12 protein-coding genes are annotated in these 15,648 nt (G+C 61.7%); 1 reads left to right on the top strand and 11 read right to left on the bottom strand.

What is annotated here, in order from left to right:
* Positions 1-11: 11 nt before the first annotated feature.
* The 11 genes from HG549_RS23835 to betI all read right to left on the bottom strand — a co-directional run bounded on the left by HG549_RS23835 (position 12) and on the right by betI (position 13,053).
* Entirely contained in the window at positions 12-1,718 is a 1,707-nt protein-coding gene (locus HG549_RS23835) for a thiamine pyrophosphate-dependent enzyme (RefSeq protein ID WP_170033329.1), read from the bottom strand.
* Positions 1,715-3,037, bottom strand: coding sequence for a hypothetical protein (locus HG549_RS23830; RefSeq protein ID WP_170033327.1), 1,323 nt, complete (start codon positions 3,035-3,037; stop codon positions 1,715-1,717). The genes HG549_RS23835 and HG549_RS23830 overlap by 4 nt, the downstream gene beginning before the upstream one ends.
* 2 nt (positions 3,038-3,039) lie before the next feature.
* Positions 3,040-4,293: a chorismate mutase gene (locus tag HG549_RS23825; protein WP_170033325.1), complete on the bottom strand. Its 1,254-nt coding sequence runs from the start codon at positions 4,291-4,293 to the stop codon at positions 3,040-3,042.
* Entirely contained in the window at positions 4,290-5,747 is a 1,458-nt protein-coding gene (gene pabB / locus HG549_RS23820) for an aminodeoxychorismate synthase component I (protein ID WP_170033323.1), read from the bottom strand. Before pabB ends, HG549_RS23825 begins: the two co-directional genes overlap by 4 nt.
* Positions 5,748-5,778: 31 nt before the next feature.
* Positions 5,779-6,369, bottom strand: a complete 591-nt coding sequence (locus HG549_RS23815; RefSeq protein WP_170033321.1) for an aminodeoxychorismate/anthranilate synthase component II — start codon at positions 6,367-6,369, stop codon at positions 5,779-5,781.
* A 16-nt stretch (positions 6,370-6,385) separates the two neighbouring features.
* Positions 6,386-7,324: a diiron oxygenase gene (locus HG549_RS23810; protein ID WP_170033319.1), complete on the bottom strand. Its 939-nt coding sequence runs from the start codon at positions 7,322-7,324 to the stop codon at positions 6,386-6,388.
* 49 nt (positions 7,325-7,373) lie between these two features.
* Positions 7,374-7,922 (bottom strand): acyl-homoserine-lactone synthase, encoded by a 549-nt coding sequence (locus HG549_RS23805; RefSeq protein WP_170033317.1) that lies wholly within the window; start codon positions 7,920-7,922, stop codon positions 7,374-7,376.
* Positions 7,923-8,046: 124 nt separating this feature from the next.
* Complete coding sequence (locus tag HG549_RS23800) at positions 8,047-8,760, bottom strand: autoinducer binding domain-containing protein (protein WP_170033316.1); 714 nt, start codon at positions 8,758-8,760, stop codon at positions 8,047-8,049.
* A 351-nt stretch (positions 8,761-9,111) separates the two neighbouring features.
* Positions 9,112-10,809, bottom strand: a complete 1,698-nt coding sequence (gene betA / locus HG549_RS23795) for a choline dehydrogenase (protein ID WP_170033314.1) — start codon at positions 10,807-10,809, stop codon at positions 9,112-9,114.
* Positions 10,810-10,886: 77 nt separating this feature from the next.
* Complete coding sequence (betB, locus tag HG549_RS23790; RefSeq protein ID WP_170033312.1) at positions 10,887-12,359, bottom strand: betaine-aldehyde dehydrogenase; 1,473 nt, start codon at positions 12,357-12,359, stop codon at positions 10,887-10,889.
* A 37-nt stretch (positions 12,360-12,396) separates the two neighbouring features.
* Complete coding sequence (gene betI, locus HG549_RS23785) at positions 12,397-13,053, bottom strand: transcriptional regulator BetI (RefSeq protein WP_170033310.1); 657 nt, start codon at positions 13,051-13,053, stop codon at positions 12,397-12,399.
* Between the two features lie 531 nt (positions 13,054-13,584).
* Between betI and HG549_RS23780 the strand changes: the two genes are divergently transcribed.
* Positions 13,585-15,531: a BCCT family transporter gene (locus tag HG549_RS23780; RefSeq protein ID WP_256666142.1), complete on the top strand. Its 1,947-nt coding sequence runs from the start codon at positions 13,585-13,587 to the stop codon at positions 15,529-15,531.
* The last annotated feature ends 117 nt before the right edge of the window (positions 15,532-15,648 follow it).

Genomic DNA, 15,648 nt, shown 5'->3' with positions numbered 1-15,648 from the left:
GGCACGATTGCTCAGGCTTTGGGCAGGTGCTGCTGTTTCTGCACCGCATCGAAGAAACGCTCGCAAAGGTACGAGCGGGTATCCGGGGCGACCCGGGCATCAATCAGCACGGGACGGTCCATCGCCAAGGCTTCGGCAAGCTGTTCGCGTAGTTGCTCCGAAGTGTGTGCGGTGAAACCCTGCACCTTGTGGAAGCGCGCTATGTCGATGAATTCCAGGTCTGGCTGCTCGGTCAGGGGACGGTCCTGAGGCTTGCCCGACAACGAGGTCCAGCGCCGGTTGTTGAGGACCACCACGATGGGGCTGGTGCCGAAACGGGCAGCGTGCATCAGCTCGTTGCCGGTCATGTGGAATGCTCCGTCGCCCACCAGTACCAGCGGGCGTTTACCGCTTGCCAGTTGGTAGCCAATGGCGCCTGGGACGGCCAGGCCCATGCTCATGTACAGGGAAGACGCCAGCACATCGCGCGGGAACATGCCCAACGACATGAAGAAGGCATCACCGCAATCGACGATCAGGTCAAGGTCGGGAAGCGCGCTGAACACCCTGTTCAATTCATCGATGATTTCGTACGGGGTCAACGGTGAATCAGCGGCGAGCAGCTGTTCTGGCGCACTGGGGTGGATGAAGGCGGCCTGCTCCGCTTCTAGTGGCGCCAGGGTTTGACCATGCCGGTGTGCCGAAGCAGCCAGGCCCAGCAAGGCGCGCAAGAAGGCTTCGGTGCTCAGCTCGTAGCGTTGCCGACCGACCATCACCACGCCGTCATTGGCGTGGATCAGCCGACCACCGGCAATCTGGCTGGCTATGCCCATATTGACGTCGGAGTTGGGTTCGCCAAGGAGCATCAGCACGTCGCAACTGTCGACCAACGTCTGGGTCAGGCGGGAAGGTGAAGCCGGGCCGGCGTAGATGCCTCGATAGTGGGCATGCGTGGTCGGCAAGCCGCCCCGCGACATCGGTGTTTCGACCCAAGGCAACCCGAGCGCCTCGCTCAGCGCCAGTGCTTCGGCACCGAGGTGCCCGCGTTTGACATCCAGGCCGGGCACCAGCACCGGCTGCTGGGCCTGGTCGAGCAGTTTCAGTGCCTGTTCGGCCGCGCTCAATGCATGTTGGTCGAACAGGGCTGGTTGACGCCCCAGCGGTGCCCGTCGTGGTGTATGGCGTACCTTGTGAAGGAAGAGGTCGCGAGGGATTTCCACATACACCGGCCGTGACTCATGCAGGGCGATGGCGATGGCTTCGCGCAGCTGGTCCTGGGCTTGGTGCGGGTCGTCGATGCACGCCTGATGCACGGTGATTTCTTTCATCAGCCGCAGCTGGGTGCCATGGTCGACAATGGTGTGGTGAGCGAACATCGAACCCTGGCGTTCCTTGTGCCCGGGCGACCCGGATATCACCACCAGCGGCAGACGTTCCACGTAGGCTTGGGCGATGCCGTTGATGGCGTTCAGGGCACCCACGCCGTAGGTGAAACATACAGCGCCGGGCGCCTGGCCGCCGAGCGCGTAGCCCAGGGCGGTGAGGGTGGTGCTGTACTCGTGTGACATGGTGCGCAGGGTCAGGCCGGGAGTGCCCAGCATTTCCCGCGACAGCTGCATGGTGAAGTCACCGGGAATGCAGAACAGGTCATTGATCTGGCTTTCAACCAGCACATGGCCCACGAGTTGCCCAAGGGTCATTTCCTGGGACGCGGTGAAAAGCCGGGTCAGCATGTTCATCGCTGGATACCTCGCTCGATCAGATGGCGATGCGCTTCGTCAATCTGCCCGTCGAACGAGTACGCCAGCGGGGCCAAGGGGAAGCCAGCCAGCAGCTCCTTGACGCGGTTGGCGACCCGCGCAGGTTCGGTGCGCTTGAAGTACAAGTCGGCTACCAGCCCGGCCACCTGGCGGAAGTCGTCCTCTCGCATACCGCGGCGAGTCATGGCCTGTACGCCCAGGCGAATGCCATGAACGCCTGGCTTGCCGGGTATCTCGATGTTGGTAGAACGGATGCCACCGGCATGCAGGCTGTCGACGCACATGGCCAGCGCTTGCTGCAGCGTGCCGACGGCGAAGTGCACCTGATGGGTTTCGGTGAAGCCGAACGATTCGCCCGAAACTTCCAGGCCGAGCTCGTGCAGTTGCTGCGCCAGGGACTTGGCGTTTTTAACCATCTGCTGCGCGTAAGCCATCCCGAACACTTCCATTTCCTTGAAGGCCGCCCACATCGATGGCAGCAGTTCGGCGTGGCAGTTGCTTTGCAGGTGCGGGCACACCCACATCGAGGTATCTACCAGCAGTGGGTGCTGAGCGGATTTGAAGGCGATGTAGCCCTTTTGCGGGCCGGGGATGGTCTTGTGGGTATTGCCATGGACAGCGTCGGCGCCACAGGCCAGAGGCGAGTCGAACACACCGCCCAGGATCAGGCCGCCGTCATGGCTCATGTCGTAGGTCAGGGCGCATGATTCCGGCAGTACGGCGCGAATCTCCGCCAACGGTTGCCAGCGCAGCTTGAAAGACTGATCGAGGATGACAATTCGGATGTGCGGGTTGCGGCGCACCATGTCATCGAGCTTGGCGACATCGATCAGCAGGCTGCGCGGATCGACCGGAAGGTGGAAAATTTCGATGCCCATCTTGCTCGCCAGTTGCTCAAGCGCGAAGTGCCCACCGTCGCGATGAGCAAAGTGCACGAAACCTTCGCCTGGCTTGCACGCCGCCAGCATCAATGCCTGCTCCGCGGGTGAGCCACCGTTGGGTCGCCAGTCGAATGCCTGTGCCCCCAGCATGCGCCGGGCCAGCCCGCGCAGGTCGTCGGCGATCTCGTTCATCTGCCCTGGTTCGGGGAAGTGCCACTCGCCCAGCGGTACCGGGAAGGGGAAGGAACAGTGATAGAAGGCCCCGGCGGTGCTGCCGGATGTCAGGCGTACCAGTTCGCTTGGGTAGTTCTCGTTGGCAGTCAGGCTCAGGGTGTCCTGGCGGTACTGGTAATCCTGGTCGAGGGTCTGAGCCAGCCATTCGATGAGCGGGCCGGCGTTGTGCTTATCCTGGTTCATGTTCAGCGGACTCCTGTCTGTGAAAACACTTCCGGTGTGACGTCGAGCAATGTCTGACGAGGGCCGCCGACGACGTCGTATTCGATCTGGCAGGACTGCTCGATGATGGCGTGGTAGAGCTGCTCGATCAGCTCTGCCGGCACATTGAGCGTACGCCCGCGTTTGGTGCAGCGGCTGACCACCTGCCTGACCCGCTCGGGCTGCATCACGGCGGTGCTGCTGCCTTTTTTGCTGCCGGCCACTTCACGGATGATGTCCAGCCGCTGTGCGATCAGGTCGATCAACTGGTCGTCGATACGGTCGATTCGATCGCGATGGCTGCTCAGCCCTGCGCCCTCGCCCATGGGGCCGGGCGCATACGCCTGGATCACTTCGAACAGTTGCCTGCAACTGGCTGCCAGTTGTGGCTGGGCTGGTTCGAGGTGGTTGCGAAGGCTGGCCATGGCGGCCAGGAACTCGACGTGGGCGTCGTTGCGGGCGTGTATATCGAGACGTTGCAACTGGGCAAAGGCGTTCTCGCGGGCTGTAGCCGAAGCCGGGTTGCCGGCCTGGATCTCCCAGTACACGTCTGGATGGTTGGTCATCATGCGCGCCAGCAGGCAGAGCATGACCTTGAACGGTGGTGGCCCCAGTTCGATCAGTTGCGCCAACGGCACGCCACTGGCGGCCAAGGTGTGACCGAAGGCGAGTACCATCGAGTGGCCAACTGTCTGCAAGAGAGCCATAGCGTGGTCGTGCTGCTGCGCTGTCAGCGTGAACAGGCGCATGCCGCGGCTTTCCAGACGTTCGCAGAGGTCGTCCAGGGCCGCGTCGGGCTGGTAGGGTACCACCACCACCGGTCGCCCTTCTGGCGGCAGGTCACCCGAGAACATCGGGTTGAGCCCAGCCACCGCCTGCGGCAGCGAAACGTCACGGATCAGCGTGGCGAAAGTATTCTTGATAGACAGCGTTTCGACCAGCAGGCAGTCCAGCGCCAGATGCGGCAGCAACCCGGGGAGCGCCTGTAGTAGCACCTTCTCCGAGAGCGCCAGTACCAGCAGATGCGCAGTGGCGAGGCGTTGGCACAGGAGCGGGGAAGGCGCACAGACATCGCCTTGCATGACGTCATAGCCTTGCGGTGCCTGGATTGTTGCCAGGTCGACGCCGAGCACATGCAATCCGGATGCACTCAGCTGTTCGCAGAGCATCCGCCCTATCGATCCGGCGGCGCCAACGACGATCGCATGTCTTTCGCTCGGGTAGGGCACAGTTGTCATGCGCATACCTCGTCGAGAAGGGCTATTGCTTCTACCACGCCACTGGCCTTGACCACGGTCTCGAGGTATTCGCTTTCCGGGTCGGACAATGCGGTGATAGCCCCGCCGACACCGAAACGAGCCTGGGCGTTGTGTACTGCCACGCTGCGGATCAAGATGCTCAGGTCGCAGGCACCACCCAGCGAAAGCCACCCCAATGAGCCCGAGTAGGCTCCCCGCGCGCCTTGCTCAAGCTCGCCGATAATCTGCATGGTGCGTTTTTTCGGCGCGCCGGTCATCGAGCCGCCGGGGAAACTGGCCTTGATGCAATCCAGTGCCTGCATACCGGCTTTCAGCTGGCCCTGGATGGTCGAGACTAACTGATGAGCGTGCGAGTAACTCTCCACCACGAACAGGCCTGGCACGTTGACCGAGCCTATTTGGCATACCCTGCCCAGGTCGTTGCGCAGCAAATCGACAATCATCAGGTTTTCAGCAAGGTCCTTTTCGTCCTGGCGCAGTTCGTCGAGTTGCCGCTGGTCCTCCCTGGGATCGTGGCTGCGAGGCCGGGTGCCTTTGATCGGCTTGGCCTCGGCCTGGCCGGAACGGTCCACCTTGAGGAACCGCTCAGGTGACGAGCTGGCCATTTCGAAACCGGGGATGGCGTAATAGGCGGCGTGGGGCGCCGGGCTGAGCTCGCGCATGATCCGGTACAGGGCGTAGGCAGAATGCTCGAACGGCAGTTCGACCAGGTTGGTCAGGCAGACCTCATAGGTTTCGCCATCGACGATCTGACGCTGGGCCTCAAGGATCTTCTCGATATACGCCGGTTTGTTGTGGCGGGCCTTGGCATGGGCAGCAATCCATTGCTCCACCTGGTCCAGCGACATGTGCCGGGGGCGCTTGGCCAAGGGCTGGGCGGCAGGCAGAGCCTGCAAGCGGTTACCGGTTTGCTCCAGCCAGGCCCTGGCAGCCGGTTGGTCGTAGTCATCCTTGAGCAGATGCAGCAGGTAGCTGCGGTTCTCCTGATGGTCGATCACAAGCATGCGCGTGGCGAGCATGAAGCACGCATCGGGAGCCGGAGATGTCCAGGCCGGGTCGGCCAATGTGGCCACCTTCAGCTCGTAGCCCAGAACCCCGACATAACCCAGGTTGAAGTCGAACGGCAATTCGTCGGGGCAGGGTGTGCGCTGGGCAAGCATGTGCTCACCGAGCCAGGCGAGAAAGTCCTCGGCGGGCTCCTGCACAGTACCTTCCATGCGGCGGATCTCGACGCTGGCGCTTTCCTGCTTGTAGCGCAGCACCTCGGCCCAGCGGCCTTGCGAGTCACCCATGAAGGTAAAACGGGAGAACCCGGGGATCACCACACTGCTCTCCAGCAGGAAGCGGGCCGGGGACGGGGCGAACTCTTGCTCGAAGGCCGCCAGGGTGTCGGGCACATGGTCAAAGGCCCGGAATTCGACACGGTTGCTCATCTAGAATCTCCGGAAAAGCTGGCGATGGCTGTCAGCAAAGGCCACCTTGGTGCTGGTGTGCGAGGTCGCGGAAGTTGCCAAGCATTTGCAGGCCCGCTTCGGTGCAGATGGATTCGGGGTGGAACTGAATGCCGTGCAGTGGCCTGTCCTTGTGGCGGATGCCATGGATCATGCCGTTCTGGTCCCAGGCGCTGACGACGAACGGTGATTTGATCTGGCGCACCATCAGCGAGTGATAACGCACCACGGTCAGGTCGGCAGGTAGCCCGGCAAATACGCCCTGGCCGTCATGCTTGATAAGGCTCATACGCCCGTGCATCGGTTCGGGGGCGTGCACCACGTCCATCCCGTGCAGGTGGGCCATGCACTGGTGTCCCAGGCACACACCCAGCACAGGCACGCTGGCATCGCGGATGATGTCTTCGCTCAGGCCGACATCGGTCTTGCGCGCCGGGGTTCCTGGGCCGGGTGAAATGATGATGGCGGCATAACGGTTCAGGTCGATGTCCGCTGGGGAAACATCGTTGGTGAAGACATCAGGCTCTTCACCGCAAACCTGGCCCATGAACTGGAAGAGGTTGTAGGTAAACGAATCGAAGTTGTCGACGATCAGGGTTTTCACGGCCGCTGCCCTCCTGTCAGGCGCTGACGTAGTCGCGGTCGGCGAAGGCTTCTCTGACCTGTGGCAGGTCGAGGATGCCCATCTGCCGCAACAGCCGGTACAGACGCTGCAGAATCGATTTCTTCATGCGCGCATGGTCGGCATGGAAGGTCGGGTCGGATTCGTGGATTACCTGTTCGGCCTGTTCTGGCGTCAGGCCGCAATGGGCCAGCATGCGGCGTTCGAAGCGTCGCTCGGGGTCGATATCCAGGAAGTCGTCGAGATAGGCGGGGAGCATCAGGCCGAAGCGCTCGCGGGTGCTTTCCGGCAGTGTTGGCCAGCGCTTTTTCATCAGATCAGCGAAGAACCGCGAATGGCGCCCTTCGTCGCGTACATGGTCAACCATCAGAGTCGTGAACGATTGGCTCAGCTGACGTTCGCGTCCGAGGTTGGCCACTTCGTCAGTAAGCACATTCTCTGCGATGGTCACGGCCAGTAGCTGGAACTCGGTGCGCAGCGATTCGGGCAATTGCGCATAGGCGCGCGCTGTCGCATCCAGCTTCTGGTTGCTCTGCGGAACTTCGATAGCCTCGATACCGCTTTTTTCATTCATCTGCGTCAGGTAATCAAGGGCCACATGGGCGTGGTACCCCTCGTCGATGATCACGGTGAGCGCTTGCAGTTTTTCCTCATTGCCAATGCCTGGGAATTTGTCGTGCAACATATCCAGGCAACATTGGATAATAAACTTGGTCTCCAGCAGCCCTACGTTATACAAAAATTGATAGGCCGCCTGGGTCAACAGGTAATTCCTGATATGCTTGCCGTGAGTCTGAATGATCGGATGCTCACACATCGCACAGCGGGAGACGGGATAAATTAATTGTTCACCGTCATACTCCGGGACGATGATTCGCGGTGTGCTGCGCACAGTCGCTTTTGCATACCAATGGTCATTGATCAAGTCGAGACTCATTTTTTTTCCAGTCAGGTGGGTTGGAAACACAGGGCGAAGCGCCCGCCGATCAGTTCACGGTGATCCAGGAGGCGTACAAGGGTTGGCCGTATTTGGTGCAGACCTGGCCGGCGCGAGAGGCATCTATGCCAACCTTGCGCAGCAGGCGCTCGATACCCAGCGGTGACACGGTTATCAACTTGCGCGCCCCATGTGCCGCTGCGCAGCGCAATGTCGCTTGCATCAGGGCAATAGCGTTGGGGGAGGAAATCTGCCGCTCGGCACGGCAGGGGGCGTCGCCGACGGCGGCGAAGCGTGATAGCTCCCAGACCTGTTCACTGGCGGGCAGCGGCTGGCCGGCCATGAGTTCGGGAAATACCTCACTGAGTAAGTAAGGTGTGGCGGTACTCAATAAGCGCGCCACGCCGACTACTTGTTTCTGTTTGTCCCGAGCTAGGATGTAGACTGTATCGTCTCGATCGAACTGGTCAAATTCCGAATCTACTTCGCAGTCCAGTTTCCACCCGAGCTGCCGGACAAATACTTCATATCGATATTGCGCCATGGCCGAGCGCAGGCTGGCATCCAGTGTTTCCAGCGTACCCGTGATGAATTCCATTTATTAGGCTCCGCAAACTTTCCGTGGCGGAGCTATTAGATACAACAGTTACTGAATGTGTAACCTACCAAAATGGGTAGGGCGGCCGTCATTCGGCTGTCATGTTGCCGAATTGCTCACGGCGTCAGAACAGCAACCCAAGCATGGCCGCGCGTACCACAGCAGCGGTCTTGTTGGCCGTTTTGAGCTTGCGCACCGCATTCTTGATATGGAAGTCGACGGTGTTCTTGGAGACCGTGAGCAGGTCGGCAATTTCACTGGCCGATTTGCCATCAGCAGTCCACTTGAGTACTTCACGCTCGCGCTCGGTGAGCTCCGGGGCTTCGGCATTCCGGTGCCGGCGGTTGAGAATTGAGCTAAGCGAGACGTGGGCGGTGCTGGCCAGCCAGCGCAGTTTGTCGCCGTTCTGGTGTAACTCGCGTTCGCTGATAGGTGTGTCGCTGCGTGCTACGGTGAGCATCGCACAGCTACCGCCGGTGTTGAGTATGGACTGCGACAGGCCTTTGCGCAGCCCATGCCCACGGGCTTCCTCCCACAGGTCGGATGCTTGAACGTAAAGCTGGTCGCTCCAGATGATGGGCCGCTCCGACTGCCGCCCGAGGGCGATGGTGGGGTCTTTTTCCAGATACCTGGCCTTGCTGTAACGCTCCTGCCAGGAGGCAGGGTAATTGTTCAGCATGATCGCCTTGGGGCTGGAGATAGGGTAAGGCACCTGCAAACCATAGGCGCAGTAGTTGAAATCCAGCGCAAGGCTGGCCTCCATGATCAACGCGAAGATAGCGTTTTCGTCGCTGACACGTTCCAGTGCATGAAGAAGCTCGATTTGCCAACCGTCCATGTTTGTTCTCGTTGCCTCTGGTGTGGAAAAGCCAATTCGGCTTACTTGGCCTCCTGGCCAGCGCAAAAATATGGCACCTCAGGCCAGAAATGCCAAATTCATGACGGATATTTCATCAGCGGCGGGATTCGCGGGGAGACTGGTGACGAGCGGGGCAGGAGAAACGAGCGCTCAAATGCACACCGGCATGCAGGGTTGACGTTCGAGAAGGGAAACAGGCGCAGTTGTCGCCATGGCCTGGTAAGCATGCTGCGACAGCGGGGGATGGAGGAGGCTATGGAGTGGGTGCATAGCCATTGCGGCAGTGGGTGAGGCAGGCCTTGAGCTGGCCCGTCTCACCCAGGTCTAGGATCAGCCTTGCTTGACCTCACGCAGCGGCTTGCCCTTCACCGGTGCGCCATTGGCCACATAGTACTTGGCGGTGCTGCGCGGCAGCGGCTTGCGGCCACGGATCTTGTCCGAGATCTTCTCGGCGATCATGATCGTGGTGGCGTTGAGGTTGCCGGTGATGATGATCGGCATGATCGACGCATCGACCACACGCAGGCCTTGCATGCCGTGCACGCGGCCTTCGCCGTCGACCACCGCCATGTCGTCGGTGCCCATCTTGCACGAGCAGGACGGGTGGAAGGCGGTTTCGGCGTGCTCACGGATGAACTTGTCCAGTTCTTCGTCGGTCTGCACGTGCGCGCCCGGGCTGATCTCGCGGCCACGGTACGGGTCCAGCGCCGGCTGGGCCATGATTTCGCGGGTCAGGCGGATGCCGTCACGGAATTCCTGCCAGTCCTGTTCGGTCGCCATGTAGTTGAACAGGATGCTTGGGTGCTGGCGCGGGTCCTTCGACTTGAGGCGGATACGGCCGCGGCTGGGCGAACGCATCGAGCCCATGTGCGCCTGGAAGCCGTGTTCCTGCACGCCGTTGGAGCCGTTGTAGTTGATGGCCACCGGCAGGAAGTGGTACTGGATGTTCGGCCATTTGAATTCAGGGCGGGTACGGATGAAACCGCCAGCCTCGAACTGGTTGCTGGCGCCGATACCGGTGCCGTTGAACATCCACTCGGCGCCGATCGCCGGCTGGTTCCACCACAGCAGCGACGGGTACAGCGACACCGGCTGGGTGCAGGCGTACTGCAGGTACAGTTCCAGGTGGTCCTGCAGGTTTTCACCAACGCCCGGCAGGTCATGCACCACCGGGATGTCGAGGCTTTCCAGCAGGGCGCGCGGGCCAACGCCGGAACGCTGCAGCAGTTGCGGCGAGGCGATGGCACCGGAGCTGACGATCACTTCCTTGCGGGCGCGGGCTTCGACGCGCTCTTCGCTGTCGCCGACCAGGTAGGTCACGCCGATGGCGCGCTTGCCGTCGAACAGTACGCGATCGGTCAGGGCGTGGGTGACGATGGTCAGGTTCGGGCGCTTCTTGGCCTGGTCCAGGTAGCCACGGGCAGTGCTGGAGCGGCGACCGTTCTTGGTCACGGTGCGGTCCATCGGGCCGAAGCCTTCCTGCTGGTAGCCGTTGAGGTCTTCGGTGCGCGGGTAACCGGCCTGTACGCCGGCTTCGACCATGGCGTGGAACAGCGGGTTGTTGCCGGCTTTCGGCGTGGTCACGCTGACCGGGCCTTCGCCGCCGTGGTAGTCGTTCGGGCCGATGTCACGGGTTTCGGCCTTGCGGAAGTACGGCAGGCAGTCCAGGTAGGTCCAGTCTTCCAGGCCTGGCAGTTCTGCCCAGCCGTCGAAGTCCATGGCGTTGCCGCGGATGTAGCACATGCCGTTGATCAGCGACGAGCCACCCAGGCCCTTGCCACGACCACACTCCATGCGGCGGCCGTCCATGTGCGGCTCCGGGTCGGTCTCGTAGGCCCAGTTGTAGCGGCGGCCCTGCAGCGGGAAGGCCAGGGCGGCCGGCATCTGGGTGCGGAAGTCGAAGCGGTAGTCGGGGCCGCCGGCTTCCAGCAGCAGTACAGTGACGCCGGCGTCTTCGGTCAGGCGGGTCGCCAGGGTGTTACCGGCCGAGCCGGCACCGACGATGATGTAATCGTATTCTTTGGACATGAAAGTACCCTCATGTTGGCGGTGATCAGGGAGCGGAAACGCCCGTGCACAGCGGCACGGGCGTGGCTAGACAGGGTTTAGAAAACCGAGTTGTAGCCGCCCAGCTCGACCTGGACCGACTTGATGCGAGTGTATTGGGCCAGTGAGCTGATGCCGTTCTCACGGCCGACGCCCGACTGCTTGTAGCCACCCACCGGCATTTCGGCTGGCGATTCGCCCCAGGCGTTGATCCAGCAGATACCGGCTTCCAGCTTGTGGATGATGCGGTGGGCGCGGCTGATGTCGTTGGTGCACACACCGGCGGCCAGGCCGTACTCGGTGTCGTTGGCACGGCGGATGACTTCTTCTTCGGTTTCGTAGGTGAGGATGCTCATCACCGGGCCGAAGATCTCTTCCTTGACGATGGTCATGTCGTCGGTGCAATCGGTGAACACGGTCGGGGCGACGAAGGCACCCTTGGCGAAAGCACCTTCGGTCATGCGCTCACCACCGCACAGCACGCGGGCGCCTTCTTCCTTGCCCTTGGCGATGTAGCCGAGCACGCTTTCCATGTGCTGGAAGCTGACCAGCGGGCCGAAGTTGGTGTTCTCGTCTTCCGGGTTGCCAGCGCGAATGCGTGCAACGCGCTCGACGATCTTGGCTTCGAAAGCCGCCTTCATTGGCGCCGGGATGAACACGCGGGTGCCGTTGGTGCAGACTTGGCCCGAGCTGTAGAAGTTGGCCATCATGGCGATGTCGGCGGCCTTGTCCAGGTCGGCGTCGGCGCAGATGATCAGCGGCGACTTGCCGCCCAGTTCCATGGTGACTTCCTTGAGCGACGAGCTCGAGGCGCTGGCCATGACCTTCTTGCCGGTGGTGGTGCCGCCGGTGAAGGACACTTTCTCGATACGCGGGTGCTCGGTCAGCCAGGTGCCGACTTCGCGGCCGCTGCCGGTGAGCACGTTGAACACGCCGTTCGGCAGGCCGGCTTCGGTGTAGATCTCGGCCAGCTTGAGGGTGGTCAGCGAGGTCACTTCCGACGGCTTGAAGATCATTGCGTTGCCAGCGGCCAGGGCCGGGGCGGATTTCCACAGGGCGATCTGGATCGGGTAGTTCCACGCGCCGATACCGACGGTCACGCCCAGCGGCTCACGGCGGGTGTAGACGAAGGACGACTCACGCAGCGGGATCTGCTCGCCTTCGATGGCCGGTACCAGGCCAGCGTAGTATTCCAGCACGTCGGCGCCGGTGACGATGTCGACGTAGCGGGTTTCCGAGTACGACTTGCCGGTGTCCAGGGTTTCCAGCATGGCCAGTTCGTCGTTGCGCTCGCGCAGGATGTCGACGGCGCGGCGCAGGATGCGCGAACGCTGCATGGCGGTCATCGCGGCCCAGACTTTCTGGCCGCGCTCGGCGCTTTCGACGGCCTTCTCGACGTCGGCCTGGGTGGCACGTTGCACGTGGGCGAGGACTTCGCCGGTGGCCGGGTTGATGGCTTCGAAAGTGGCATCGCTGCCAGCGTCGACGTAAGCGCCATCAATGTAGAGTTTTTGCGTTCCGAAACGGGCCATAGTGTCCTCGCAAGTGCAGTGTGTGGTTGGCTGCGCGTCACGCTCCTGCCGGGTCGACAAGTGCCGTGCGTGCTTGATCAGCAGCCTGGTTGTTGGTGTCCAGGGTGTGCTGTTTAGCCAGTTGTAGTTCCATGTATTCGTAAGCAATCCGTATCGCCTGGTCGGTGTCGAATGCATCACCCGACAGGGCACCACGCAGCCACAAGCCGTCGATCAACGCCGCCAGGCCGCGGGCTGCCTTGCGCGCATGGTAGAGCGGCAGGGCGCGGCGGAACTGGCAGCACAGGTTGGAATACAAGCGGTGGTCGTTGATCCGCTGCAACCTGTGCAAATCGGGCTGGTGCATGCTGGAAGCCCAGAAGGCCAACCAGGTTTTCATTGCCGGGCCGTTCACCTGGCTGGCATCGAAGTTGCCCTCGATGATCACTTTCAGGTGGGCGCGCGGGCTGTCGTCCGTCAGGGCCTGGCGACGTGCTCGAACACCTTCGTTGAGCATGTTCATGATGTATCCCATCGTCGCTGCGATCAGGCCGTTCTTGTCCCGAAAGTAGTGACTGATGATGCCGTTCGACACACCGGCCAAACGGGCAATCAGCGCAATGCTGGCATCTCCCAGTCCGACCTGATCGACCGCCTGCAACGTGGCTTCGATCAACTGCTGGCGGCGGATGGGTTGCATACCGACCTTGGGCATCTTGCTATCTCCTCAGGCCTGCGAGCAGGCGACAGGCGCTGACTCGGCGAAGGCCAGTCTATTTTGTTTTGATTGAACGTTCAATCAATAAAGAATAAGCTCTGCGACAATTTGTGCCATTGACAGTTTTTCAGGCGGTCTAAGAAGCACGGATTGACACCCCAGGAAATCGCGTAACCCCCGGAATACAAGGCGTTGACGGGCATGAGCGATGCGAATGCAGATTCTGCCGTGCGCTCGTCGAGCCTGCGGCAGGCCCTTGGAGCGGGCGGGGTGGGCTGTGGCTAATGCGCACACCTCGACCGAGGCGTGGCAGTGGCGACAGGCCATCTGTCTGATTTTTTGCAACGTATCGATTCGGGATCACGGTTTCCAGGGTGCCTTTTATAACACCTGACGCAGTGGGGATATTCCACCAATTGCTCGGGAACACTGATTAGCCTCCATAGCCGCACTGCCCGGAGCATTCGTGCAATGAGTTCTGCCTCACTTACCAAACCCCCCGCCGAGAGGGTCCGGGTCAACCGCGTGGTGTTCTTCACCTCCGCGCTGATGATCCTCGTTCTGACTGCCTTGCTTATCGCTGTACCCGAAACTGCCGGCCAGGTGCTTGGCGTGGCCCAGAAGTGGCTGACGCGCACCTTTGGCTGGTACTACATGCTGGTGATCTGTGGTTACCTGCTGTTCGTCGTCTACCTGGCTTTCTCCGACTACGGCAAGCTCAAGCTTGGCGGCAAGGACGACGAGCCCGACTTCAGCTATGGTGCCTGGGCCGGCATGCTGTTCTCCTCGGGTATCGGTATTTCGCTGCTGTACTTTGGCGCCTCCGAGCCGCTGGACCACTACTTCAACCCGCCGGAAGGTACCTCGGCCAGCCTCGAGGCCGCGCGCCAGGGCTTGCAGCTGACCTTCCTGCACTGGGGCCTGCATGGCTGGGCAATCTACGCCCTGGTCGGCCTGGCCGTGGGTTACTTCGCCTACCGTCATAACCAGCCGCTGGCCCTGCGTTCGGCGCTGTACCCGCTGGTGGGCGAGCGTTGGGTCAAGGGTGCCGCCGGCAACGCCGTGGACATCTTCGGCATGTTCGTGACCCTGCTGGGCCTGGTGACCAACCTTGGCATCGGCGCGATGCAGGTGGCCTCCGGCCTGGAATACCTGTTCGGCATGGACCACAGCAAGACCAACCTGCTGGTGGTGATCCTGGTCATGGCCGGGGTGGCCACCGTGGCTGCGGTCTCGGGTGTGGAAAACGGCATTCGTCGCCTGTCCAACCTGAACATCATGCTGTTCAGCGGCTTGCTGATCTTCGTGCTGCTGGGTGGCGAAACCCTGTACCTGCTCAACGGCTTCGTGCAGAACATCGGCGATTACCTCAACGGTATCGTGCTGAAGACCTTCGACCTCTACGTGTACGAAGGCTCGGGTGACAAGTCCGAGCGCTGGCTGGGCTTGTGGACCGTGTTCTACTGGGCCTGGTGGATCTCCTGGGGCCCGTTCGTAGGGATGTTCATCGCCCGTATTTCCAAGGGCCGCACCGTGCGCCAGCTGGTCATGGGCGTATTGCTGATCCCGCTGGGCTTCACCCTGGCCTGGTTGTCGATCTTCGGCAACACGGCGCTGGACCTGGTAATCAACCAGGGTGCGGTGGAACTGGGCAAGACTGCGCTGGAACAGCCGTCGATGTCGATCTACCAGCTGCTGGAATACTTCCCGGCTGCCAAGATTGTGATCGGTGTGGCGGTGTTCGTCGGCTTCGTCCTGTTCCTCACCCCGGCCGACTCCGGCGCGGTGATGATGGCGAACCTGTCCTGCAAGGGCGGCAAGGTGGACGAAGACGCCCCGCACTGGATGGTGGTGTTCTGGTCGGTGGTCATCACCCTGGTCACCATCGGCCTGCTGTTCGCCGGTAATTTCGAGGCCATGCAGACCATGGTGGTACTGGCGGGGCTGCCGTTCTCGGTGGTGCTGGTGCTGTTCATGTTCGGCCTGTACAAGGCGATGAAACAGGACGTGGTGGTCGAGCAGGAGCGTGCCGAGCTGGCCGCCCGTGGCCGTCGCGGCTTCAGTGAGCGCCTGACCCAGCTGGAACTGCAGCCGACCCAGGCCGTGGTGCAGCGCTTCATGGACAAGCACGTCAGCCCGGCGCTGAAAGAGGCCGCCGCGCAGTTGCAGACCCTGGGCTTCGAGGTGGAAACCCGTGTTGGCCAGTCGCGCAACATGATGGGCCTGCGGGTGATGATGGAAGAGGGCAACCCGTTCGTCTACGAAGTGAGCCTGGACGGCTACCTGGCGGCGCCGAGCGAAGCGCCGGTGGAGGGTGAGCCGGAAGTCCGTCAGCGCTTCTATCGAGCCGAGGTGTACTTGCACGATGGTAGCCAGGAGTACGACCTGATGGGCTTTGCACCAGAGCAGATCGTGCGCGACGTGCTGGACCAGTTCGAAAGCCACCGCCAGTTGCTGGGGCGTGTATACAGCTGACGCTGGTGCATTGAAGAAAAGGCCTTGCCCGACAGAGCAAGGCCTTTTTTTTTGAGCAATATGTACTGCGGGTAACGGGCCGGCTTGCCGCAGCCTAGCGTTTTTCGAGGCGGAGGC

Origin of the sequence: Pseudomonas sp. SK (assembly GCF_012975065.1) — a bacterium.
Classification (GTDB): Bacteria; Pseudomonadota; Gammaproteobacteria; order Pseudomonadales; family Pseudomonadaceae; genus Aquipseudomonas; species Aquipseudomonas anuradhapurensis.
The sequence above is the reverse complement of the archived record's forward strand: the minus strand, read 5'-3'. Positions and strand labels throughout refer to the sequence as shown.

Bases quoted from the DNA above. Each gene is read 5' to 3' on its own strand.
- HG549_RS23835 (WP_170033329.1), bottom strand. From the start codon at position 1,718: ATGAACATGCTGACCCGGCTTTTCACCGCGTCCCAGGAAATGACCCTT.
- HG549_RS23830 (WP_170033327.1), bottom strand. From the start codon at position 3,037: ATGAACCAGGATAAGCACAACGCCGGCCCGCTCATCGAATGGCTGGCT.
- HG549_RS23825 (WP_170033325.1), bottom strand. From the start codon at position 4,293: ATGACAACTGTGCCCTACCCGAGCGAAAGACATGCGATCGTCGTTGGC.
- pabB (WP_170033323.1), bottom strand. From the start codon at position 5,747: ATGAGCAACCGTGTCGAATTCCGGGCCTTTGACCATGTGCCCGACACC.
- HG549_RS23810 (WP_170033319.1), bottom strand. From the start codon at position 7,324: ATGAGTCTCGACTTGATCAATGACCATTGGTATGCAAAAGCGACTGTG.
- HG549_RS23805 (WP_170033317.1), bottom strand. From the start codon at position 7,922: ATGGAATTCATCACGGGTACGCTGGAAACACTGGATGCCAGCCTGCGC.
- HG549_RS23800 (WP_170033316.1), bottom strand. From the start codon at position 8,760: ATGGACGGTTGGCAAATCGAGCTTCTTCATGCACTGGAACGTGTCAGC.
- betA (WP_170033314.1), bottom strand. From the start codon at position 10,809: ATGTCCAAAGAATACGATTACATCATCGTCGGTGCCGGCTCGGCCGGT.
- betB (WP_170033312.1), bottom strand. From the start codon at position 12,359: ATGGCCCGTTTCGGAACGCAAAAACTCTACATTGATGGCGCTTACGTC.
- betI (WP_170033310.1), bottom strand. From the start codon at position 13,053: ATGCCCAAGGTCGGTATGCAACCCATCCGCCGCCAGCAGTTGATCGAA.